This is a genomic window from Methylorubrum sp. Q1 (genome assembly GCF_004683995.1).
Classification (GTDB): Bacteria; Pseudomonadota; Alphaproteobacteria; order Rhizobiales; family Beijerinckiaceae; genus Methylobacterium.
Genome location: NZ_SRHQ01000008.1, coordinates 47591 through 68487 on the forward strand (window position 1 = coordinate 47591; position 20897 = coordinate 68487).

A 20897-nucleotide genomic window follows, 5' to 3' on the forward strand; every position below is an offset into this window, starting at 1 on the left:
TGAGCGGGCGCAACGCCTTCTGAACGATCCCTCGATGCGGGACGACGACGCAAACTTCAGGGCCGAATGCGATCTCGTTGGCGCTTGTGGCAGGCCGCGTGCCTGGCTCATTCACAGCCCACAGCTTCAAGCTCTAACGTCTGACATCCTCAGCGATGCTGGGCTTTCCGTGCCAGCTTGGCATGCGACGCTGTTCTCAGTGGAGCGCATGGTCGAAGCCGAACTCCGGTCGGTCCTTGAGGCCGAAGAACGATGGAGAATGTACGACTTCAGCGACATGCCCTCGACAGCACCCGCGATCGCAGGGAATGTAACGTTAGCGCCGAACGGACAGCCGTTCGTTACGCTTGATGAACTCGTCCAAAGATATGCAGCCGCTACGCGCAAGCCGATCAAAACAGTATCAAAACTGAGAATGGTTGCAAGGTACATTCAGGAACTGCACGGAGGTAGGACTGAAATAAACTCCATTAACAAAAATTTGCTGGTAGAACTTCAGACAAAAGCCTTCACAGTTCCAGCCAGGCTTAGCCGTGAAGAGCGCAGTCTGACCTTCCCTGAAATTGTTGAACGGGCAAAATGCATCGATGAGCGGCGTAGCAGGCTAACACCTCAAGCGATCCGGTCATGGTTTAATCTGCTCGGCGGGTGCTTTAACTGGGCCGTAGCGACTGACTTGCTGGAACGTAATCCGACTACTGGCATCAAGCCGAAATCTAATCCGCTTACTATTCGCTTGCGCGAAGCCTTTAACCACGACGATTTGATATCCTTATTTTCTTCTGAAAAAAGTTGCGGCCCCCATGAGCCAGAAAAGTACTGGATACCTTTGATCGGGCTGTATACCGGCGCTCGTCTCAATGAAATCGGCCAATTGATGAGGTCTGACATCGATATCGGCGTCATACCACATCTGCGGATTACAGACCAAACAGACATCGCCGGGGCCACAAAACGTTTGAAAAACGCCTCATCGCGCCGAATTGTACCTATTCATCCAAATTTGATAACACTGGGCTTCCTTGACTACGTACGCGGAGAAAGCAGCTACCGTCTTTTTCCCAAACTACCGCACGACGGTATCTACGAGCCCACAAAAGCTTACTCACAGTGGTTTGGCCGGCATCTTCGCAGCATAGGCATTGTTAGCAAGGGGAAGGTCTTCCACTCCTTACGCCATACATTCAAGGACGCCTGCCGGAAAGCGGGAATAGAGGAAGAGGTTCATGATGCTCTGACCGGCCACTCGAACTTAAGGAATGTTGGACGCTCCTATGGCTCTAAAATTCCATTATCGCTGCTCGCCGCTGCGGTTAAAAAGATTGACTATGGATTGCAGCATAAAAAGTTTTCGCAGCGAACTGAACAATAACACCGATATCAGCCGACAAACAGTGATCGCCCATTACGCAGAGAGCAAATCGGTGCGTTTTCATGATATGAGGGTTGCATGTCTCTGAACCATAAAGCCCTAGCGGACCGGCTCTTCCCCAGTGCGCAGAAAAGCGATGAGTTAGAGCTTAGGCATATTCCACCAGAGCAAAGAAGGCTACACACAGAAACTTCAGACCTCACGGTGTCGTCCTTATACGGATATATGTCGAACGGTAAAATCGAAATTCCAGAATTTCAAAGAGGCTACGTTTGGAATAGGACGCAAGCGTCGCGCCTAATTGAGTCACTCATTATTCAGTGCCCAATCCCTGTCGTTTATTTCAGTCAAGCTCACGATTATAAGCTTATTGTGATCGACGGCAATCAGCGGCTACTCAGTATTAAGCTGTTTATGGATGACGGGTACGAGCTACAGGGACTGACGACGTATCCTGAGTTGAATGACTTAAACTGGAGCAACTTGGACCCGCGCTTTCGGGATCATATTCTGAACCGCACTATCCGGTGCATCACAATCCTTAAAGATACGCATCCGCAGATCAAATTCGATGTGTTCGAGCGATTGAACACGGGTTCCGTGAAGCTGAATGCTCAAGAGCTTCGGCATGGTATCAACCACGGCCCTCTAATGCGTGAGCTTGACGAACTCACTAGAAACGAAACTTGGAAGCGGTTGACGGGTATCAAACGTGACAATCGAATGAGAGGCGCTGAACTCGTTCTGCGCTTCTTTGCATTCCGCTACGCGCGCGACGAATATGCGAAGCCTCTCTCTGTTTTCCTCGATCAGTTTACAAGCAGCAACCGGAATACACCTGAGCGACAGATCGACCAATGGGCGGACGACTTCGCCGCGACGCTATCATTGGTCGATTTTGCGCTTGGTCCTCTTGCATTTCGCATATATGACGAAAATCTTCGTCCAAACACAAGTTTCAACTCGGCTCTATACGACGCTCAAATGGTCGCTTTCTCCGAGACGACCAACGCACTAATTCATAAGAGAAACTTCGAACCTGAGCGACTGCAAAGGTCGGCTGCTCGATTATTCGCTTCCGAACGCTTCGAAAATAGCATCGGCCGTGCAACGAGCGATGAACAATCCGTGAAAACGCGTATAGAAATGTATCTCTCGTTTCTAAACGAGTTCACGGATGCCGTATAGGCGTAGCGTTTTCAGGGTCGAATTCGAGCGAAGGGTCGCCGAGTTGCGTGAGCAATCTCGAAAAGCGAACTCGTTGCCAAAAGAATTAGGAGATCAAAATCTGGCTGAGGTCAGAGATATGGTTTTTCAGTGCGCCATCTTTCAAACTAGCGCCGCCTTGGAAACATACCTGAAGCTGATAATTGAGAGTTGGGTCCAAGCTCTTCGCAGGCACTCTAAGGGCGAACACCTGCCTGCCGAAGTGCGCGCTTCCTTTGCTCGGCGCAGACTTACACCATATTTTAAGAGATTTGCCTATTCGGAAGAGGAGACGTTGCTTCATCAAGCTATTAATGCGGAGGCCGATCTATGGTCATTCCTTAAAGGTGGTCAAAACTTACCTGACTTTTTCGATGGCCGAGGATTACACGAAGCCTGTGCGTATCCCTCACATAAAAACATGCGGCGTCTTTTCGCCAGGCTTGGGATACCAGACTTCGATGCCCGATTGGGGAGAACCATGCGGCGAGATGTTGAAGCGCTGATAGTTGCCTTTCAGGATATAAGGACTGCACTGGCCCATGCTGCTCCGCCTAGAATTACCTTAAAAGATGTGAGGGAAAGACTTGACGACCAAGTGAGGCTCGTATCTGCGATTGATCGGATATTGTTTAATCATATAACGAGGCACGGCGGTTCAGAGTGCTGGAACTCAGGGCCTTGATCTTCTCAAGCTGCCTGAGGATACAGCCGGGCAATGCAAAGCTGCGACACTTTGAGGTACGCCCTGGCGTGACGGTACGATGTGACAGTGGATTGCGTCACATCAGAATGGCTAAGACCAAAGGTTACATCTATCTTGAAGGTTCTTAGAGCCTGAGGTGACGGATGGCCCGGATCGGTTACGCGCGTTGCTCATCCGAAGATCAGAGCCTTGAGGTCCAGGTTGACCGCCTCAGGAGCGAAGGATGCCAGCCAATCCGCTCGGAGAAAATCTCTGGTGTCAGTAGGGATGGTCGCACAGAATTGGCAGCAATCCTCGACTTTATCCGCGAGGGTGACGAACTTGTTGTGCTACGTGCCGATCGGCTTGGGCGGGACACACGCGACGTTCTCAACATCGTGCACGAGCTAGATCAACGAGGTGCGTATCTGACGGTCCTTGACCCTCACATTTCAACTCGCGGCGAGCCAGGGCGCATTGTGCTGACGGTTCTTGGAATGGTCGCTCAGATGGAGCGACGGTTCATTCGAGAGCGCCAACGAGAGGGGATAGCGAAGGCGAAGTTGGAGGGCGTCTACAAGGGCGGGAAGCGCCGAGTTGACCGGGATCAGGTCTTTGCCTTGCACCAAACTGGGAAGGGGCCTGCCGCTATCGCTCGGGCGCTCGGCTGCTCCCGCATGCAGGTGTACCGTATCCTCGGTCACGGCGCGGCAGCCTGAGGTCCAACGTATGTCCCACCGTCAGCCTCTTAAAAACGCGCTGCATCACACCATTGGGTACGTCGAGACGGAAAGCGACGGACGACAAATTCTACTCGACCCGCATTTCCGGCGCATAGGTTACTTCGATCCAAACGGCGGAAAGTACGGCAGTACTAAGGATCGTCATTTTCGGACCGTGGGTCAGGGAAATCTTCTTACCTCTCTCTTAGGGCGTTGATTGTGTAAGCACTAAATACAGGATGAGGATTTTCGAAATAATCGTTGTTGAAGGAACGACTGGAGCCGGCATCATCAAGCCTGAAGGACCGATGACCCCGGCTCAATCCAATCGTAGAGCAAAACAACGATGTAAAACACAGAAGAAAATCCGTGACGAAAGGCAGAGGTCGGCGCAGAAGATTCGTGATTTGCGCGACGACCTCTGAGTGCTGTTACGCCTTGGCTTTCTCAGAAAGAAGATTGCGGACGCTGGCGACTTCATTCGAAAGCAAGCCATTGTCGTAGAGCTTTTCGAGGAAGAAAATAGCGTTTTCCTTGAGACGTTCCTCCGACCACTTTTCGAACGGATTAGGCTTCGAGCCGGCTTTCTTGGCAGCATCGGCATGGTAAAACAGAATGTACTTCCGCATTCCGGTTTTCACCCCCGAGTTATTATCCACCCTTTCCGGCTCCTCGAACTTCGCCATAACATCCATCGAACGGATTTTCCGCTTGGCGAGAGCGGAGAGGACGTAACCAAGCTTCGTCACCGTTCCACCCGCCTTATTGGGCAGAAAGAAGCGCGCGAGGGGCTGCCATTCGTTATCAACGCCCCCATGCGGTTTGTAGCCGGGCGACTGACTGGCAATGTACGCCATCGTGGCCTTGAGATCGGGATTCCCGTCATCGTCGAGAAAGCACTCGGCCATCCGCAGCATCTCGTAGATGGCCGTGCGACCCGCGGCCTCGGACGTTTGCCGGTACGTGATGCCAGCTTGCTTGTGCTGCGCATCAAGTTCGCTGAGTTGCCGGCCGGCATCCTTGGCGCGGTTGAACGCTTCAACCTTCTTCGCGTCGTCAGCACCATTCGTGACCTCGGTCACGAAATCCTCAGACTGGGGAAGCGCCGACTGCCTGTCCGCTCCGTCCTGGCTATTCGTGACCTCGGTCACGAACTCCAACTGACCCTGGCCCGTCTCGTTCTCGATGGCAGACTGAGGAAGCGGGATGATCTCGGCGTGCTGCTTATCCTTGAGCTTGACGGACCGCTTCGCCGAACGCTGGGTGTTGGACATGCGTATATCTCCACGTGCACAGGTTGCCTTCATGAGTAAGCTCATTAGGGTAACCGTGATCGCAGAGGACCCGTCTTTACACTTCGAAGATACGTCGATCTGATCTAGTCATCAAGCGCATCTCGGATTGCTAGTTAATCAACCGTTATCGCTGGTCAATGCGCTTGTTGTGGGAGGTGTTGGGGCGTATTCCGCCCCTCCACCTGCTCTGAGCGGTTGTAGGGCTCGTTCCCTCGCCTCAACCTCTCAGAGCAATCAGCTTCGTTGATTTACTCATAGCTTCGCTATTGCGATCCCAAAGCCATTCTGCCTCGTAGGGGCAGCAGCAACTGGGATCACGTCGGTGATTTCAACGCTGGCATACAAGGCTCCTACAGTGGTCCTGTAGCACCATCAAAGGGATCAACCTCAGTGATGCGGCTGGCTTCAACCGGTCTTGCAACAATTCAGCTATAAGGAGATCGCGCGATCTACCAAGAAATGTTCTGCTTCGCCGGCATCGGCGAAATACCACTGGTCCTTTGATATATATCGAGCCCAACCCGGAGTATCGTAAATCAGTTTTACGTCAACGCTTCCGTACGGATGCAGGCGGTCCCACCAGTGAACTAGAGCCGCATCAAAACGGCCATGGTAAATTTCAGGCACTCGCCACGCCAAGTGCACGTGGGTATTTGTATCTGGGTGCTCGATAAAACCTATGTACCCGGTGCGGTCTTCCGGGCGGACTTTGTTGAATTTCTTAATCAACCTTCGATCTACTCTGCAATGCAGTTTCGCTACGTCGGCTTGGACACGATCGGCAGTAAGTCGGCCGTGGTCGGCGTTCCAGACCAGTGAAACCGCGTGCGTAGGAGCAGTACGCACGATCAAATCGCTCCAAGCGTCCTTGCGAGCCAGAGCATCAGGCGGCAGCCAGTTCGATCTGAGAGCCTTAGCTTTCGCTTCGAGCGAGTTGATCGTATCGACAGGATTGCTGTCGAGTGCCACGCCTTGGAAGGTCATGGTGTGACAGCCTGAAGCCAGTCATTGATCGCCTCTGAGGTCGAGGCGGGCGTCCGGCTATCGGTATTATCCCACTCGCGCTCAATGACGACGTGTGTTGCTGAAGGCGGCAGGAGCGCCCCGTCGAACCAAACGGCACGGAAGCGAAACCCGAAGCCAAGCTCGGGATGCTCAATGATATAGGTCATAGAGACAGAGGCTGCTGGAACATTGGTTCTGTTCGATACGCGCCGCGGTTCGACGGATGCACCCTCGACCAACAATGGTGCTTCGTCCGCCGCCGACAGTAAATAGTGGAGCGCAAACTGCTGTAGCATCAGGCTGTTTGCTTCGTTAATGTTATTTGATGTTGTCATTGCTGCTCTTCCTTGGTGTGCATAGGCGGCTGTGACGTTCCGCCTGCTATTATTTATCAAGGAGAACAATCTTGCTGGGACTTCACCTCAGTCGCGTCTACGAGCGTCTGCTAGACCTCGGACTTGTAAAATCGAAGCGGCACTTTTCACGTTCATACCTCGGCCGTCACTGGACCTACCTGCGTGACGTGCAGCAAAGGTGCAGAGACTGCTTTCGTGTTCCTAAATCTATAGTTGCGTTCCTCAGCGATCGGCTATGTCAGGTTGCTATATTTTTGTCGCCCCAACTACGGTCGCGGGTTCGGTCTCTTATCTCTGAGATCGATCGGAATGTGGGAGTTGCGGACGCCCTCGGCTATGGCCGACTTAGGCGGTAATCGACAGCCATAACCACTGGGCGAGGCGACACGAGGCAGCGCCGACGATGTGTCGGGCCTCCCCTACAATCCACACAAAACTCGCCCCTACAAGGACTTAGCACCCTCAGCTAAGTCCCTGTAATCAATGGAAAGACGCTCGGTGGCGGAAAATCCCTCCGTCTCCGCCACCTGCCTTTTCCCCTTTCTCAACAGTCACAAGCACTTAGAGGTCATTCATTGACCGATCGTGCCCTATTTGGGTACTAAATCGTCCAACACAGGACGCCTTCGTGGGCGACATCACCCGGCGCCCCCTCCCCCGACCTCCTCACCGCCCGGCAGGGCGTGTGGCACTCCTCCCGGCATGTGCCGGCCGCGTTCGCTGAGGTCACCCGCGCGGCGTCATCCGGCAATCGACCAAGATCCGGGTTGTCGACGCCCCCCGGAAGGTCCGCGCCCGGGGCGCCGCGCAGAAAATCAACGACGAGCCGGAGACGTTCTGGCATGCCCCCGTTTCATAAGTTTTGAGCGAGGCGTCTGACGAGGATCATGGCGGCGGCCAAGACGAAGAAGGCGAGAGCGGAGGACGGGGTTGCCTCGTCGTCACGGGCGAGCCTGCGGCATCGAGCGATCCAGCCGAAGGTTGGTTCGATCACCCAGCGGCGGGGCTGCCCGGCGACGCCCTTTTGGCCTTTGTCGGGCCTGACGATCTCGACAGTGATGGCTGTAGCCGCGCCGACGCGCTCGCCCTGATTGATCGGCAAAGCCGTGGGCCAGGAACGGCCAGAGCCGACAGGACGCCCGCAGCAGCGCAACCCCACTGTGGCTGTCGTGCCGGCCAGCCGTCGAGAGGGTCGCGAGGAGCAGACGGCCGTCCGTATCGGTGAGCGCGTGGCGCTTGCGGCCGACGACGCGCCGGGCCGGATCGTAGCCGCGCTCGTCCTTGACGCCGACGCCGCCCGAGCGCGCCGCCTGCGCCTCGAGGATGCCGCCGGTCGGGCTGGCCTCGCGCCCAGCGCGCTCGCGGTCGGCCAGGGTCGGGGCATGGGCCAGACGCTCGAACACGGCCGCCCTCGACAGGCGCAGGAACCAGCGGTGAACGGTGGGCCAGGGCGGGAAATCCAGCGGCAGATGCCGCCAAGCGCAGCCGGTGCGCAGGACGGAACGGATGCCGTCCACGATCGACCGAAGCGGCCAGCGCCAGGGACGACCGGTGCGGGAGGGGGTGGGCAGCAGCGGGGCGATGAGCGCCCACTCCGCGTTTGTCGGGCTGCTTGCACAGGGCAGATTCTCGCGCGCAAGCTCGGCACGGGCGGCGGGTGTCCACATCGACGATCCGGGGCGAGCGTCAGATACTTCCTCAACGCTGACGGTGCTCGCCGCTCGCCCCAAACGACCTTCCGACGCCCGTTAGGAAACGGGGTCTAACGTCGAAGGTGGCCAGTAGGGATGCATATGTGACAAATACTTGCGCAAAGCCTCAATGTTGGTCAGATGGATGCGTAAATTTCATTATACACGGAATTAATATTTGAATTTATTGGCTAAATTGACTGCAAAATATCTACGATTCGTCGCGTTGAATGCTATAAATATACAATTCGATAGAATGAAGCGATTTTTACGTAAGTTTTCTGCCTCAAGTTTGATGTGAAAACTTGAGACTTCTAGCCAAAAAATCCGATGAATATCGATGAATATATTTTTTTTGAGCTTGAAATCCGTATTTTCATTACCAAGTATCGCATTGAGAAAGATCCATACCATAAAATTTGAGGATCGATCTATGGTCATGAACTTGTTCAACCTCCCAGGCTTCACCGGTATGGTTAAGCCGGCAAATCAGAATAAGATGATTTCCCGCTGCATCAGCGGAAGGCCAGAGGAAAGATCCAAGCTCGAATCGCATCGGCCGGACATTTCCAGTTCCGCTTGGTATCATGATGCGGCTGTCCAAGAAGACCTCGGTCGGAATTTCCGCACGAAACAATAGCGCAGTATGTGCTGGGCCAGTAGTTACATCCATTGATTTTCTGCTAAGGTCATAAATGAAAAACTATAAGGTCATGGAGTAGGCAATGACACTCCCCAGACTAACTGGCTTAGAGTATTACTGGTTCGGAAAGAGCCAATCGATTATATCGGCTTTCTCGCATTACCGAAACATGGAACTTGATCCAGCTGTCGCCGATGTCGTTCTTGCGATAAAAAATGATGCTAAATCCTGTTATACGGGTCCTCAATCGTTGCGGCGGCTTGCTGAGCGCTTAGATAACGAAGCAGCTGACGCCACTTTCATGGAGGCCCTATCGACGCTTGACGACGGAAAGCATGAAGAAACCAGCCGTCGCGTCGAGGCGATACGCTGCCTTTCATCCCGTTTTCTTGCGACGGCCGATGAACTCCAGGCAGCGAAAGAGCAGCCTGTGATTTGATGCGGCGTCGATCCTGCCCATTGTTACGGTAGTCGCGCTTCAGCGCCCTCATGAAATCGGATGAGATGACCAGCTTTGGTAAGCGGCAACTGCTGAAATATCTCGGCACGATACGTGGGCGAGGGAAGCTGACGATCGGGGATGGTCAGCCCGGCGTCGGCGTCGTCAGCTATGAGATCGATAGCTATCTGGACCGAGAGGCATACTCTGCAAATGGCCAGATCGAGGGCAATACTGCGCTTCTGATGCACGCTTTCGAAACTGGCGGCGCACGAATATTTTTGTCTAGCGGCCAATCTGTCGGAGTCGTGCTCGCCAATCCAAACGGCAGTTCAACAGCCGAAATCGTGATCCAAGGCCGGATCCCACTTTGATTCGTCCTAAATTTTGAATATTTACGAGGCGCGTTCTGTGTTTTTGAAATCAGCGCGAGCAATAGCCTTTCCTATCTCATGCCTTGTATCAGTATTTTTTGCGACCAGCTGTCGGGCTCGTGCGGAACTGCTCGTAGCAAAGGTCGAGGCTGCTCAGTTCGAAGCCTAGAAGATCAGCAATATGAAGGTACGGGTTGACAGGGTCAACGTTTGGCGGAAGCCCGCGGACTTCGCTGGGATCGAAGATGAAAGTCGTCGGTGGCAGCATCTGCATTGGCTGCTGATGGCAGTCTTGCTTCGCGTGAAATTCGATGATAAATCAAATTTGCTAATATCTTCTAGAGATCTTTCATAAATTTCAGTTTTTCCAGCTTGTCTAGCAAGTTCTTTAATGACGTCGATGTACTCCCTTCGATTAGGGCGCGATGACGGCGACATTTGTATGACATGATGAATCCACGTTAGGCTGGTAGACATCGCAGCCCGGCTCACAAGCCGATGACATCAATGCGCGATCCGCGCCTTCCATCAAGACATCCACCGTGCTGCAGTGCCGATCAAAGGCGGACCGGACGTACCGCCGCAGCCACGGCAATGGGCGGGCGGCATCGGCGATCAACGCGTGTGTTGGGCAGCTTGAGGAGGCGACCGTGCATAAACGCGAAGGCTCGGAGACCGAGGTCGCCACCGACGCACTCCTGAGGAGCATCGTCGAAACCGAGCGCGTCGGCTCAACCTTCGTCGCCGTGTGCGATGGAGGAGTGCTGACGACATGGCAGGTGCCCGGGAGGGCACAGCTCGGGCCGGATCTCAGCTATTGCGGCCCAGACCCAACCGGAGATGCCTACTGGAGGGAACTCCTTCTTATTGGCGAACGCATTCACGCAGCCGGCGGTCTCGATGCACTGGATGAAGCCAATATGCATATTGTGCAAATGGACCCGCAGCATTCAGACTGGCGCGCTATGGTGCTGGAGAGCGTGTGGTTTGATATCGGGCGCGCGTCTTAGGGAGGGAACTTTTTTGAGGTCCATGCGACGACACAGGATCCTGGCAAACAAGCGCTGCCAGAGGCCGCGCTGAGCCTACCTGTTGTCGCGGTTGCAGATCGTGTTGTGTGGGCCGTGAGCTGAAGGGGTATCCTGCCAACGGCATCCGACCTTCAGCACGTGCAGGATGCCACTGATGACCCGCCTGTCATCGACCCGAGGTTTGGCCGTGAGGCAGGTGTGGCTCAATCCGCGCCCAAGCCCTATCCGGGAGCCAGAACAGCCGTGCCATCGCGGTACTCCTGCGCGGGAAACCCCATACGCAGGAAGAAAACACAAGAGACGGCAATTGGTTGTATGACCTCCCCACCTAGACCTCCGGCAGGGACAGGTGGGTGCGCTGGGCGGCGGCGAACAGTGAGGCGACCGCACAGGAGGCGAGACGCGTGAGCCGAGAGTCGGCCCGGCTCGTCAGAATGATCGGGACCCTGGCCCCGAGCACGATCCCGGCCGCGTCCGCACGGGCAAGGAAGGTCAAGCTCTTGGCCAGCATGTTGCCGGCTTCCAAATCGGGGACCACGAGTACGTTGGCTTGGCCGGCCACCGGTAAATGGATCTTCTTGATCCGAGCCGCTTCGAGGTCGATGGCATTATCGAGGGCAAGAGGGCCGTCGAGGATGCCGCCGGTGATCTGACCCCGGTCGGCCATCTTGCAGAGGGCCGCGGCATCGAGGGTCGAGGGCATCTTCGCGTTGACGCTCTCCGTGGCCGACAGGATGGCGACCCGCACCGACTCGACGCCAAGGGCTTGCGCGAGGTCGATGGCGTTCTGCGTGATGTCGCGCTTTTCCTCCAGAGAGGGCGCGATGTTGACCGCGGCGTCCGTAATGATCAGGGGCGTCGCATGGCCCGGCACGTCTACGGGGATGCTCGCTCTGTAGAGAGCCGGGCCAACACCGGCAGAGGTCCGCAAGTCGACCACCCCGGACGCGCTGATCAGCTTCATCGACCGCAGGCCCTACAAGATGCTCAAGCGGCATCTAACTAGGAGCCTGTCCGAGTCATTCCCTCGACGGCGGATCCGGCGGCCGATTCACTTGGCTCATGGCCAAGGTGTTTCGCGCGTGGGATGTCGATCAGGGCTGGCTGCTGCCGCCCTCGCTGGACGAGTTCGTGCCACCCGGACATATGGCGCACTTCGTACGCGATACAGTGCGGGAGGCGCTCGAGTTCTCGGCCATTCTCGAAACCTGCACAGAGGAGCGCGGCTACCCGCCCTACCATCCCGGCATGATGGTGGCGCTCCTGCTCGACGGCTGCAGCCGCGGCCTGTCCTCCTCGCGCCAGTTCGCCCGCGCCTGTGACGAGCGGGTCGATGTCATGGCGGTGACCGGCCTGAACCGGCCCGACTTCCGCACCATAGCCGACTTCTGCGAACGCCACCTCGTGGCCCTGTCGGACCTGTTCGTGCAGGTGCTGCGCCTGTGTCGGGCGGCTGGTCTCGTCGAGTTCGCCACGTGGCGGTGGATGGCACCAAGCTGAAGGCGAACGCCTCCCGCCACAAAGCGATGCGCTACGGACGGATGATGACGGCCGAGCCGGCCCTGGCCGGCGAGGCGGACGCTTGGCTGGAGCGCGCACGAGGCTGACGCGGCCCAAGATCAGGCTGACGGTGCTAGCCGTCGGGGCGACGAGACGCCGGACTGGATGGCCGACAAGCCGCGGCGGCTGGAAGCGATCCGCGCCACCAAGGCCGCGCTGGAGGCGGAGGCTGCAGATCCGCCCGATCCCGAGGACGAGAGCGGGCCGGGCGCCTCGTCGGGGATGCGTTGGCAGGGGCGGCCACTGCGCAGCGAAGACGGCGCTCCGCCCGACCGGGCGAGCGCAACTTCACCGACCCTGACAGCCGGAATCTGCCCACGCGCGACGGCTTCGTGCAGGGCTATAACGGTCAGATCGCGGTCGACGCAGCCCATCAGATCATCGTCGTGCATCGGCTCGTGACCACCTCTGCCGACTACCGCGTCCTCGTGCCGCTTGTGGACGAGATCCGCACTCATCTTGGGCGCAAGCCGCGGGAAGTCTCCGGCGATGCCGGCTTTGCCAACGAGGCGAACCTCGCCGCGCTGAAGGAGCGGAGGATCACGGACTACCTTGCTCCGGGCCGGGGGCATCATGGCGCAGCAGACGCGGCCGCCTGAAGCGGGCTGGGCGCCGCAGTCGGTACCGTCTCAGAAAGCAGGGGAGCGAGCCGTTGGTCGGACAGATCAAGCAGGCCCGAGGCTTCCGGCCGCTTCTGATGAGAGGGCCCGATCAGGTCCGGGGCGAGTGGGCGATGGTGCGTGGCTGGCGCGCCGCCAGCGCTCGCGCCGCCCGCCTCGCCGGCGCGGTCGTGCCTGGATCTCCTCCATCCGGTCGAGGCCAACGGCGTGTCCCTGGGCATGTCCGAGGCCGCGGTCGCGCGCCTACGCGGCCGAGGCTGGCACTTCGACACCTTCATCGGCGGCGGGGTCCGGCTGATGTTCATCCGGGACACCGGCGTCGACACCATGGACGCCCTGGGGGCGGACCTGCGTCGCCCCGTCGCCCAAGCAACAGCTTGACTCGGTTTCGACCCTCTCAGGCCTTGGAGAACATCATCCTTCCCCGAACGTCACCGGCATCCAGTTGGGTGCGCGCTCTCGAAGGGTGGCCAAGCGCAGTTTCCTTCCAGCGCCAGCACAAAGAGGGTGTTGATCCGCGCGCGCTCCGCCTCGACGACGGGGCCATCGATGAGGACGGGCCGACATCTCGCGGTCCAGCCCGGCGCGACGAAGTCCGGATTATGCAGGGCGTCATCGGATGCCTTGACAAAGAAAGCGCGGTCGCCGCCGTCGATGTAGCTTTCTGCCGGCAGATTCTCGGCGAGCAGGATGTCGTGTGCGTCGAGTTCGACATGCCAGTAGGTGACCATGGAGGCCGGTTCGCGCATGATCGACGTGCCATTGATGAGACACATGATCGGGACGAGGACGCCTCCCCGGTTGTCCTCGTCCGCCGCGACCAGCACCGGATGGCCCTGCGACAGCCGCAAGTCCCGCACCGGAAGCAGGCGGCCGCAGGGATCGCTCCCGAAGGCGCCGGCCCGCACGCGCACCGGCCATTGCTGCGACGGCACCGTGCATGTGGCCGGCACGACGGTCCGCTGGCCGATCCAGCGGATCTTGCGGCGTCCGCCCGTTGCCGTCACCGCCACGTCGCCGACCCGCAGCGCCTCCACCGCGACCTCGACCACGCCTCCGGCCTGAAACACGCGGAGGCGCGTTCCGCTCGTGAAGCAGACAGGCGCCGCGAACGCCATCTCCTGAACGTTCGTCAAGGTGTCGACGGCGCCCGTGGTCCTGTCCGTGACGATCGCGGCGTTCGCCGCGGTGCGGACGACCTGATAGTCGGTTTCCGCTTTCGCGAAAATTACCCTGTTGGTGCCGCCGCCGCCATCGATCCGGTTGCCGTTGCCGTTGGTGTAGATGATGTCGTTGCCCGCCCCGCCGATCGCCGTGTCAATCCGGGTGTTGTAGGCGATGCCGATGTTGTTGATCAGGCCGCCAGCGGAGCTGAAGCTGCCCGGATTCAGGTTGATCGTCGAGCCCGTGCTGTAGCCCGACAGATCAAGAGAATTGCCGGTGCCTGTGTTGTAGATCGTGACGACGGGTGCGCTGTTGTAAGAAAAATTGTAGTAGGCATTGGAGGTGCCGGATATATTGGCGTTGAAGCCGTAGACTTGCCCCCCCGAGAAGGTGGAGGTCTTGGAGGCACCGTAGATGCGCTGCGCCGCCTCAATGTCCAGCATCATCGGCGTATGTGCTTCGGTCCAGTTGCTACCCTTGACCGGGTTCTCTGCGTAGAACGGCGTTCTTGTATTGTTGGCAGTAATGTAGGACATGACGGACCATTGCTGGCTGTCATAGGCATTGAACTGGCTAGAGGCCGCCACGCCCGCATTGTAGGGACCAGCATGGCCGAGCCCCAGCATATGGCCGAGTTCGTGCGTGACCGTGCTGACGCCCCGGGTGGTGAAATCGCCGAGGACGCCGTAGCCGTTATTGTTGTCCGGAATATTGACGTTGGCCGAGTAGCCCAACGGGTTCGTCACCGGGGTCAGGACCGAAGGAATTTCGGTCGCCCCCGGGTTCGTCCGCACCGAGCCCGGGGAGGTGGTCACCGCGCCTCGATCCACGTCCGTGTCCAGCACCAGATTGGAGCCGGGCGAGAGCGGGACCTCCTTGAACCGGATGTCGACGATGTCAGCCCAGAGGTTGAGGCCTTCGCGATAGGCCGCCTTGGCCAGTACCGAGACGCCGGGGGCGAACGAATACGTCACGACCCCGCCCGGCGTCCCGGCTTTGCTGCTCGCGCTCAGGGTGTTGCCGTCGGAATCGTTGTTCCATTTGTTGACGAAGCTTCGGTCGGTCCAATAGGTCGCCGGGTTGTCCCGCCGCCAGCCCCGCCATGCGAGCGAGGCGATGGCACCGTTCTCATCCATCCCCGCGAGATAGGTTACGGATTTCCGTTGCTCGTCCGTCAGCGTTGCCATCTCGGTTCAGGCCCTCTCCGGGAACGCGCCGACGCCACGCAACGGCCGAGCTTCCCTTCTCTCTGTGTGACGAGGCAGGAAAAATGGCAGCCGCCGAACGGGGCGTTTTTTCGAAACAGGCCTGCATGGGTTCTTCGCCCGGCGGCCGCGGCGCCTGGTCCTGAGACCGGCCGGGCGAAGGCGAGTGGCGCATCGTGTCGGCAACGGCTTCTGTGAACCGTCTCGGGCGGCGCATCGAAATTCGAAGGACCGCCGCGGGCAAGGCCCTACGGCGGATGCCGGTCCAGGCTTGACGCTACGCTTCGATCTTGATCCAGATGCCGGCGGTCTGCGTCATCTTGAGCTGGACGGACCGGACGAGCGTATCCAGGGCAGTGACGGGATCGAAAACGTTGAAGACACCGGTGGCGCGCCGGTCCCTCACTTCAGGGCTCAGCCTGATGAATCCGGCATAGTAGGGACGGATCTGCTCGACGATGGCCGCGATGGACTCGTCGTCGAAGACCGCGAAGCCGGTCGTCCAAGACGCTTCGACTTCGGCGTCGACCTTGCTCCGGCTGAAGGTGGCTCCATCGTAGTTGAGACGCTCGCTGGTGCGCAGGTTCAGCCGACGTCCCCCGCCTTCGAGGGTGCCGCTGCCCTTGAGCCCTGAGACGGCCAGGCGGCCGTCGCGGCTGTCGAGAACGAAGCTTCCCGCCGAGGCGTCGAGGCGGAACGAGCCCAGATCGACCACGAAGGGGCGCGGGTCGCGCTCGGCGACTTCGAGCATCATCCGACCATTGAGGAACTCGAGACGCCGTTCCTCGGCCGAGAGGGCGACGTTGATCGAGGAGCGCGGCGCGAGCACGACTTTGCTGCCGTCGTCGAGTTCGAACTGATCGTGCTCCGCCGTGCGGGTGTATCGATCGTGCAGAAGGCCCTGAAGCGGGACGAAGCGCTCCAGAGAAAGGGTGCCTGCCCCCCCCACCGCGACGAGGCCGGCAAAGCCCGCCAGGATCGCCCGGCGGTCGCGGCGGACCGGCGCGTCCGACAACCGAGACACCGTCCCGCGGGGCAGAGCGGAGTGAGCCAGCACCTCGAAGGGCTGGAGTCCCCCCGACATGCGGTTCCACGCTTCCGCATTTCCGGCGTTGGCGCTGCGCCAGCGGTCGAAATCGCGAAGCTGGCGTTCTGTCATGGTGCCGGAGGTCAGCGCCACCATCCACTTGATGGCTGCCCGACCGCTGTCATCGATCCTCTTGTCGTCGACGCCCTCTCGCGCCCGGGCCTTGGCCATTCGTTCAACTTTCCATCTTGGCCAGATAGACTGCGGAAAAGCCTTGGGTCATGTACTTGCTCACGGCACTGAGCGAGACATTCAGTTCCTGGGCGATCTCCTTGTTGGACATACCATCGATCTGGCTCATGAGGAATGCCGCGCGGGCTCTCGGCGAGAGCGTAGCGAGGACCATGTCGATCTTCTGCAACGCCTGGACGAGGATCAGCCGGTCCTCCGGCGAGACATCCATCGCCTCCGGGATGGCCGACAGGGCATCCTCGTAGGAGATCTGAAGCTTCTTGCGGCGGCGGGCCTCGAAGATGATCCGCTTGGCAATCGTGGTCATCATGGCGCGCGGCTCGCGCACGCTCGCCACGTTCGGCAGGGTCAGGAGCGACAGGAAGACGTCTGCTACGATGTCCTCGGGAGCGTGAACGGTCCAGGGCTGGCGCGACAGCCATGAGCCGAGCCAGGTGGAATGCTCTCGAAACAGCGTTTCGACCAATCGTGAGCTCGGTCCGACTGCGGTATTTGCCATCTGATAACCCCACCGCTTGACGCCTGCCCTGCGCCGTCCAAGCCCAGGCAGGCAGATGTTTTGTTTGACCTGTGTGTCGGCAATGCTCGGACAACACTTTGAAATAAAAACATCAAGTCTCGCAATGTTTGCGGTTTAACTTAGAGCGCACTCCTGAGATCAATATCAAGTGTAAGATTTCCTTTTCCCTCCGATAAGAGTTGGAAATTCACACTTTGCAGGCCGTGCGCTGGTCGCAAAGCTGAATCCCGCACGCTTTGCACCATGCAGCATCCATGCCATCAAATGATGCAAAAGCGCCCAACCGCGCATCGAATCGAGGTTCACATGGCAGCACGGGCTGCCGAACGATGGATACATCAATGGCCGGTCTTACTAATGCACAATAAAGCGTGTGCAGCGTTGCACCTGAGTAAGATTGCGCAAAAAGGCCGTTCGCAGCCGTACAGCAACGCGGCGCTCTCGCACTGCCTGGGCACATCGAGAGGCGTTGAGCGTTCCGATCCTGCGGTGGAACTGCCGGAGGCGGGAGCGGGCGCCTTGGTCGCTCCAGGATCTCGACGCGTGGTTCGCCCCGTTCCTGGCGGCGATGAGACGCACGACGCGGCGGAACGGGGCGCCGCTGTACCGGCGCGGCCTGCTCGGTTGGGGCGGCGCACCAGGACTGCGGTGCGCTCGGCAGGAAAGCCAACGGTCCGTCGCTCGTCTCCCTGGCGCGGGGCGAGGTGCCCGTGCCGGTGGGGGCCGCACCTGTTCCTGTTGGAGGAACGGATCGCCCCCGGCGCGTTGCGCGCAGGTCGGCGCGCCGGAGGCGGCAGCCTCGCCGCGCCGCAAGGGCGGGATCGCGCTCACCGAACTCGACCGCTTTCGGGCCGCGGGTATGGGCTTCGGTGTGATGCGGGCCGACGTCGGCGACGGAGCCAGCGCCGCGTTCCGCCACGGCCTCGACGCGCGGGCTCGTCTGGGCTGTGCGCATCGCCAAGAACCAAAAGGTGTACAATCAAAAGCTCTACGATCCCGGCATGCGGCTCGTGCCACCGCCCGTATGGGTCGCAAACCTGTGCCGGTCAGGTGCCGCGCGAGGCCGAAGCGGTGCTGGCGGCCTGTCCCCGGCGGAGCGTGACCTCGATGCCGAGTGTGGCGGCAGGGCACGAAGGACGGCCTCCTAACTTTGAACTTGGACCACCGCGTGGAGGCGGATCAGCATCAACTTGATCGAAAACTAAAGCCCTGCCGAGCGTCTTGGACCGATTGGGTTGGGAGCTGCGGCGGACAGCCGATGCCTTGTCTAAGCGACTTGGCGCTTGAACGCTCCAACACGAGACACGACCGCGTGTCCGACGAACGGCTGTTTGTCTGATATTCGAATGCAATCGCTTTCGATGGGCCGGGGTAGAATACCGATCTTTCGGGATTGAAACGTGCCCGCGGAATGAAACCGCACATCAAAGTCGTGCGGATCGAGGGAAGCCAGCGACGCCGTTTTCGCCTGAAGTTCGCGACGGAGCGGTACGGTCCCCAGATATCAGCGGCATGGTCCTGATTTACCAAATCCGTTCCGGAACCGCTTTGCGCGCAATTCGTTTGAGCACCGCTGCCGATCTGGCAGCTTGGCGCGAGAGGGAGCGACGCGGGCGTGACGGCGGACGTTGACAGGCATGAACTCCGGCAGATCATCGCCGGCCTGAGCGAGGGCGTGATCCTGGTCGAGCCCGACCAGACCATCGCCTACGCCAACGAGGCCGCGCTTGCCATGCACGGCGTCGAGACCCTCGACGGACTGGGCGCGACCGTCGATGCCTACCGCGAGCGCTTCGCTCTGCGCTACCGCAACAATCGCGCGCCCGAACATTATCCGATCGAGCGAGTCGTCGCAGGCGAGCGTTTCCACGATGTCGTCGTCGAGGTCCGGCGGCCCGACGCGCCGGACGTCTACTTCGTCCACTCGCTCCGCAGCTTGGTCGCCACGGATCGTGACGGCGGCCCGAGTTGCCTCGCCCTCATCCTCAAGGACGTGTCGGATCAGTTCGAGGCCGAGGAGCGCTTCGAGAAGACCTTCAACGCAAACCCGGCGCCCGCCGTCATCACCCGGCTGTCGGACCTGCGCCACGTCAAGGTGAACGCGGGCTTCCTGGAGATGACGGGCTATGTCCGTGATGCCGTCATCGGGCGCAGCGTCTACGAGGTCGATGTGCTGGCCGGCGCCCGCAACCGCGACCTCGCCGTGTCGCGCCTGAACGAGGGCGGCACCATCCCGCAGATGGAAGCCTGCCTCAACCTGCCGGATGGCGGTTCGCGTTTCGTCATCGTCGCGGGCCAGCCCATCGAGATGGGCGAAGAGCCCTGCATGCTGTTCACGTTCGCCGACCTCGAACTGCGCCGGAAGGCCGAGACCGCGCTCCGGCAGAGCGAGGCGCGCTTCGCCACGGCGTTCCGGTTGACCCCGGTGCCGACGCTGCTGGCGCGCCTGGACGGCTTCACGGTGACCGGCATCAACGACGCATTCACCCGCGTCTTCGGCTACGGCGAGGACAGCGTGGTCGGGCGCTCCCCATCCGAGACCGGGCTGTGGGTTGCGGATGCAGCCCGCGAGCGGTTCGAGGAGGCGGTCGGGCGCACCGGTTTCGTCCCCGGGCAGGAGGTCTGCCTGCGCCACCAGGATGGGTCGGAACTCGACTGCCTCGTCTCCGCCGAGCGCGTCGAGATCGGCGAGGAGACCTTCGCTCTGCTCGTCCTGCAGGACATCACCGAGCGCAAGCGCGGCGAGCGCGACCTGTTCGAGGCCATCGAGGCGGTGATGGCTGACACCTCGTGGTTCAGCCGCGGGCTCATCGAGAAGCTTGCCAACCTGCGCCAGCCCGGCGGCCACGACGGCGACGGAGCGAGCCCGATCCTCACCGTGCGCGAGCGCCAGATCTTGAACCTGATTTGTACCGGACTCGATGACGACGCCATCGCCAAGCGGCTCAACCTCTCCCGCAACACCGTCCGGAATCACGGTGCCGCGCTCTACCGCAAACTCGGCGTCCACAAGCGGGCGGAGGCCGTGATCTGGGGACGGGAGAACGGCTTCCCGCTCCACCCCGCCGGTACATAAAAACCGCTCTACTGGTACTTTGATACTATTGATTGGCGCGCGCGAGCGGACATCTCAAGCCGACCGGGTTTTTCCCAATCACTCGCGAGGTGCTCATGACCGACCGCGTGAAATCGAACTCCGCCACCGAAGCCAAGGGCTCGGTCAAGGAGGCCATCGGCAAGCTGACGGGTGATGCCCGCGTCGAGGCCGAGGGCAAGGCTCAGAAGCGCCAAGTGCAGCCGCCCAAGGCAGCACCGCGCGGCAAATGACCCGAAGGTCATCCGGCACATCGGCGTGCCGGCCCATCAAGAATACGAGGAGAATGACATGGTCGATACGGATAGGATCACGGGCGCCGCGAAGGAGATCGGCGGCAAGGTTCAGAGCGCGGTCGGCGACCTGACCGGCTCGAAGAATGATTCCGTCGAGGGCCGCTTCCGCGAAGCGCAAGGCACCGCCGAGAACCTTTACGGTCAGGCCAAGGATGCTGTCCGGCACACCGCCGACGAGGTCTCGGAATACGCCGAGGACGCCTACGACCGGGGCCGCCGCACGCTGCGCGAGGGCTCCCGCGATGTCGGCGGGTACGTTTCCGAGGCGCCGGGCACCTCGCTTCTCGTTGCCGCTGCGATCGGCTTCGGCCTCGGCCTTCTCGTCAGCCGGCTCTGACAC

18 protein-coding genes and 5 pseudogenes are annotated in these 20897 nt (G+C 59.6%); 14 read left to right on the top strand and 9 right to left on the bottom strand.

What is annotated here, in order from left to right; all coding sequences use genetic code 11:
• The first annotated feature begins 34 nt into the window (after positions 1 to 34).
• The 4 genes from E4V01_RS09635 to E4V01_RS09650 all read left to right on the top strand — a co-directional run bounded on the left by E4V01_RS09635 (position 35) and on the right by E4V01_RS09650 (position 3982).
• Positions 35 to 1372 (top strand): site-specific integrase, encoded by a 1338-nt coding sequence (locus E4V01_RS09635; RefSeq protein ID WP_193763180.1) that lies wholly within the window; start codon positions 35 to 37, stop codon positions 1370 to 1372.
• 78 nt (positions 1373 to 1450) lie between these two features.
• Positions 1451 to 2560 (top strand): DUF262 domain-containing protein, encoded by a 1110-nt coding sequence (locus E4V01_RS09640; protein WP_135298205.1) that lies wholly within the window; start codon positions 1451 to 1453, stop codon positions 2558 to 2560.
• 43 nt (positions 2561 to 2603) lie between these two features.
• On the top strand, positions 2604 to 3263 hold the full coding sequence (locus tag E4V01_RS09645) for a hypothetical protein (RefSeq protein WP_135298206.1): 660 nt from the start codon (positions 2604 to 2606) through the stop codon (positions 3261 to 3263).
• A gap of 164 nt (positions 3264 to 3427) precedes the next feature.
• Positions 3428 to 3982 (top strand): recombinase family protein, encoded by a 555-nt coding sequence (locus E4V01_RS09650; RefSeq protein WP_135298207.1) that lies wholly within the window; start codon positions 3428 to 3430, stop codon positions 3980 to 3982.
• A gap of 434 nt (positions 3983 to 4416) precedes the next feature.
• On the opposite strand, the gene E4V01_RS09660 is transcribed toward E4V01_RS09650, so the two are convergent.
• The 4 genes and pseudogenes from E4V01_RS09660 to E4V01_RS09675 form a co-directional block, all read right to left on the bottom strand.
• Positions 4417 to 5259: a hypothetical protein gene (locus E4V01_RS09660; protein ID WP_135298209.1), complete on the bottom strand. Its 843-nt coding sequence runs from the start codon at positions 5257 to 5259 to the stop codon at positions 4417 to 4419.
• A 450-nt stretch (positions 5260 to 5709) separates the two neighbouring features.
• Positions 5710 to 6264, bottom strand: coding sequence for a hypothetical protein (locus E4V01_RS09665; protein WP_135298210.1), 555 nt, complete (start codon positions 6262 to 6264; stop codon positions 5710 to 5712).
• Complete coding sequence (locus E4V01_RS09670) at positions 6261 to 6620, bottom strand: hypothetical protein (protein WP_135298211.1); 360 nt, start codon at positions 6618 to 6620, stop codon at positions 6261 to 6263. Before E4V01_RS09670 ends, E4V01_RS09665 begins: the two co-directional genes overlap by 4 nt.
• Positions 6621 to 7494: 874 nt before the next feature.
• Positions 7495 to 8308 (bottom strand): annotated as a pseudogene (locus E4V01_RS09675) (IS5 family transposase).
• A 749-nt stretch (positions 8309 to 9057) separates the two neighbouring features.
• On the opposite strand from E4V01_RS09675, the gene E4V01_RS09680 reads away from it, so the two are divergent.
• From E4V01_RS09680 to E4V01_RS09690, 3 genes are all read left to right on the top strand, one after another.
• On the top strand, positions 9058 to 9414 hold the full coding sequence (locus tag E4V01_RS09680; RefSeq protein ID WP_135298212.1) for a hypothetical protein: 357 nt from the start codon (positions 9058 to 9060) through the stop codon (positions 9412 to 9414).
• Between the two features lie 65 nt (positions 9415 to 9479).
• Positions 9480 to 9788 carry a hypothetical protein gene (locus tag E4V01_RS09685; RefSeq protein ID WP_135298213.1) on the top strand — a complete coding sequence of 103 codons (309 nt, stop codon included), beginning with the start codon at positions 9480 to 9482 and terminating at the stop codon, positions 9786 to 9788.
• 542 nt (positions 9789 to 10330) lie between these two features.
• A complete protein-coding gene (locus E4V01_RS09690) occupies positions 10331 to 10798 on the top strand; it encodes a hypothetical protein (protein ID WP_153227044.1) in 468 nt (155 codons plus the stop codon).
• A gap of 78 nt (positions 10799 to 10876) precedes the next feature.
• Here E4V01_RS09690 and E4V01_RS09695 read toward each other — a convergent pair.
• Together E4V01_RS09695 and E4V01_RS09700 are read right to left on the bottom strand one after the other, a co-directional pair.
• Positions 10877 to 11069, bottom strand: a pseudogene (locus tag E4V01_RS09695) (transposase); the annotation flags it as partial.
• Between the two features lie 78 nt (positions 11070 to 11147).
• Positions 11148 to 11699: pseudogene (locus E4V01_RS09700) on the bottom strand (bifunctional enoyl-CoA hydratase/phosphate acetyltransferase); the annotation flags it as partial.
• A gap of 28 nt (positions 11700 to 11727) precedes the next feature.
• Here E4V01_RS09700 and E4V01_RS09705 point away from each other — a divergent pair.
• From E4V01_RS09705 to E4V01_RS09715, 3 genes and pseudogenes are all read left to right on the top strand, one after another.
• Positions 11728 to 11829 (top strand): annotated as a pseudogene (locus E4V01_RS09705) (MucR family transcriptional regulator); the annotation flags it as partial.
• A 52-nt stretch (positions 11830 to 11881) separates the two neighbouring features.
• Positions 11882 to 13118 (top strand): annotated as a pseudogene (locus E4V01_RS09710) (transposase); the annotation flags it as partial.
• A gap of 1 nt (position 13119) precedes the next feature.
• Complete coding sequence (locus E4V01_RS09715) at positions 13120 to 13380, top strand: hypothetical protein (RefSeq protein WP_135298215.1); 261 nt, start codon at positions 13120 to 13122, stop codon at positions 13378 to 13380.
• A 50-nt stretch (positions 13381 to 13430) separates the two neighbouring features.
• On the opposite strand, the gene E4V01_RS09720 is transcribed toward E4V01_RS09715, so the two are convergent.
• The 3 genes from E4V01_RS09720 to E4V01_RS09730 form a co-directional block, all read right to left on the bottom strand.
• Positions 13431 to 15350: a Hint domain-containing protein gene (locus E4V01_RS09720; protein ID WP_135298216.1), complete on the bottom strand. Its 1920-nt coding sequence runs from the start codon at positions 15348 to 15350 to the stop codon at positions 13431 to 13433.
• Positions 15351 to 15645: 295 nt separating this feature from the next.
• Positions 15646 to 16626 carry a FecR domain-containing protein gene (locus tag E4V01_RS09725; protein ID WP_135298217.1) on the bottom strand — a complete coding sequence of 327 codons (981 nt, stop codon included), beginning with the start codon at positions 16624 to 16626 and terminating at the stop codon, positions 15646 to 15648.
• Positions 16627 to 16630: 4 nt separating this feature from the next.
• Positions 16631 to 17113, bottom strand: coding sequence for a sigma-70 family RNA polymerase sigma factor (locus tag E4V01_RS09730; protein ID WP_245517489.1), 483 nt, complete (start codon positions 17111 to 17113; stop codon positions 16631 to 16633).
• 622 nt (positions 17114 to 17735) lie between these two features.
• Between E4V01_RS09730 and E4V01_RS26150 the strand changes: the two genes are divergently transcribed.
• From E4V01_RS26150 to E4V01_RS09745, 4 genes are all read left to right on the top strand, one after another.
• Positions 17736 to 18269 carry a transposase gene (locus E4V01_RS26150; protein ID WP_371688517.1) on the top strand — a complete coding sequence of 178 codons (534 nt, stop codon included), beginning with the start codon at positions 17736 to 17738 and terminating at the stop codon, positions 18267 to 18269.
• 513 nt (positions 18270 to 18782) lie between these two features.
• On the top strand, positions 18783 to 20243 hold the full coding sequence (locus E4V01_RS09735; protein ID WP_060768293.1) for a helix-turn-helix transcriptional regulator: 1461 nt from the start codon (positions 18783 to 18785) through the stop codon (positions 20241 to 20243).
• A gap of 95 nt (positions 20244 to 20338) precedes the next feature.
• Entirely contained in the window at positions 20339 to 20494 is a 156-nt protein-coding gene (locus E4V01_RS09740) for a CsbD family protein (RefSeq protein ID WP_083530959.1), read from the top strand.
• A gap of 58 nt (positions 20495 to 20552) precedes the next feature.
• Complete coding sequence (locus E4V01_RS09745) at positions 20553 to 20894, top strand: CsbD family protein (protein ID WP_060768295.1); 342 nt, start codon at positions 20553 to 20555, stop codon at positions 20892 to 20894.
• The last annotated feature ends 3 nt before the right edge of the window (positions 20895 to 20897 follow it).

Coding starts and splice junctions, on each gene's coding strand:
- E4V01_RS09745 (WP_060768295.1), top strand. CDS start 20,553: ATGGTCGATACGGATAGGATCACGGGCGCCGCGAAGGAGATCGGCGGC.
- E4V01_RS09725 (WP_135298217.1), bottom strand. CDS start 16,626: ATGGCCAAGGCCCGGGCGCGAGAGGGCGTCGACGACAAGAGGATCGAT.
- E4V01_RS09720 (WP_135298216.1), bottom strand. CDS start 15,350: ATGGCAACGCTGACGGACGAGCAACGGAAATCCGTAACCTATCTCGCG.
- E4V01_RS09660 (WP_135298209.1), bottom strand. CDS start 5,259: ATGTCCAACACCCAGCGTTCGGCGAAGCGGTCCGTCAAGCTCAAGGAT.
- E4V01_RS09650 (WP_135298207.1), top strand. CDS start 3,428: ATGGCCCGGATCGGTTACGCGCGTTGCTCATCCGAAGATCAGAGCCTT.
- E4V01_RS09640 (WP_135298205.1), top strand. CDS start 1,451: ATGTCTCTGAACCATAAAGCCCTAGCGGACCGGCTCTTCCCCAGTGCG.
- E4V01_RS09635 (WP_193763180.1), top strand. CDS start 35: ATGCGGGACGACGACGCAAACTTCAGGGCCGAATGCGATCTCGTTGGC.
- E4V01_RS09665 (WP_135298210.1), bottom strand. CDS start 6,264: ATGACCTTCCAAGGCGTGGCACTCGACAGCAATCCTGTCGATACGATC.
- E4V01_RS26150 (WP_371688517.1), top strand. CDS start 17,736: ATGAGACGCACGACGCGGCGGAACGGGGCGCCGCTGTACCGGCGCGGC.
- E4V01_RS09680 (WP_135298212.1), top strand. CDS start 9,058: ATGACACTCCCCAGACTAACTGGCTTAGAGTATTACTGGTTCGGAAAG.
- E4V01_RS09740 (WP_083530959.1), top strand. CDS start 20,339: ATGACCGACCGCGTGAAATCGAACTCCGCCACCGAAGCCAAGGGCTCG.
- E4V01_RS09670 (WP_135298211.1), bottom strand. CDS start 6,620: ATGACAACATCAAATAACATTAACGAAGCAAACAGCCTGATGCTACAG.
- E4V01_RS09685 (WP_135298213.1), top strand. CDS start 9,480: ATGACCAGCTTTGGTAAGCGGCAACTGCTGAAATATCTCGGCACGATA.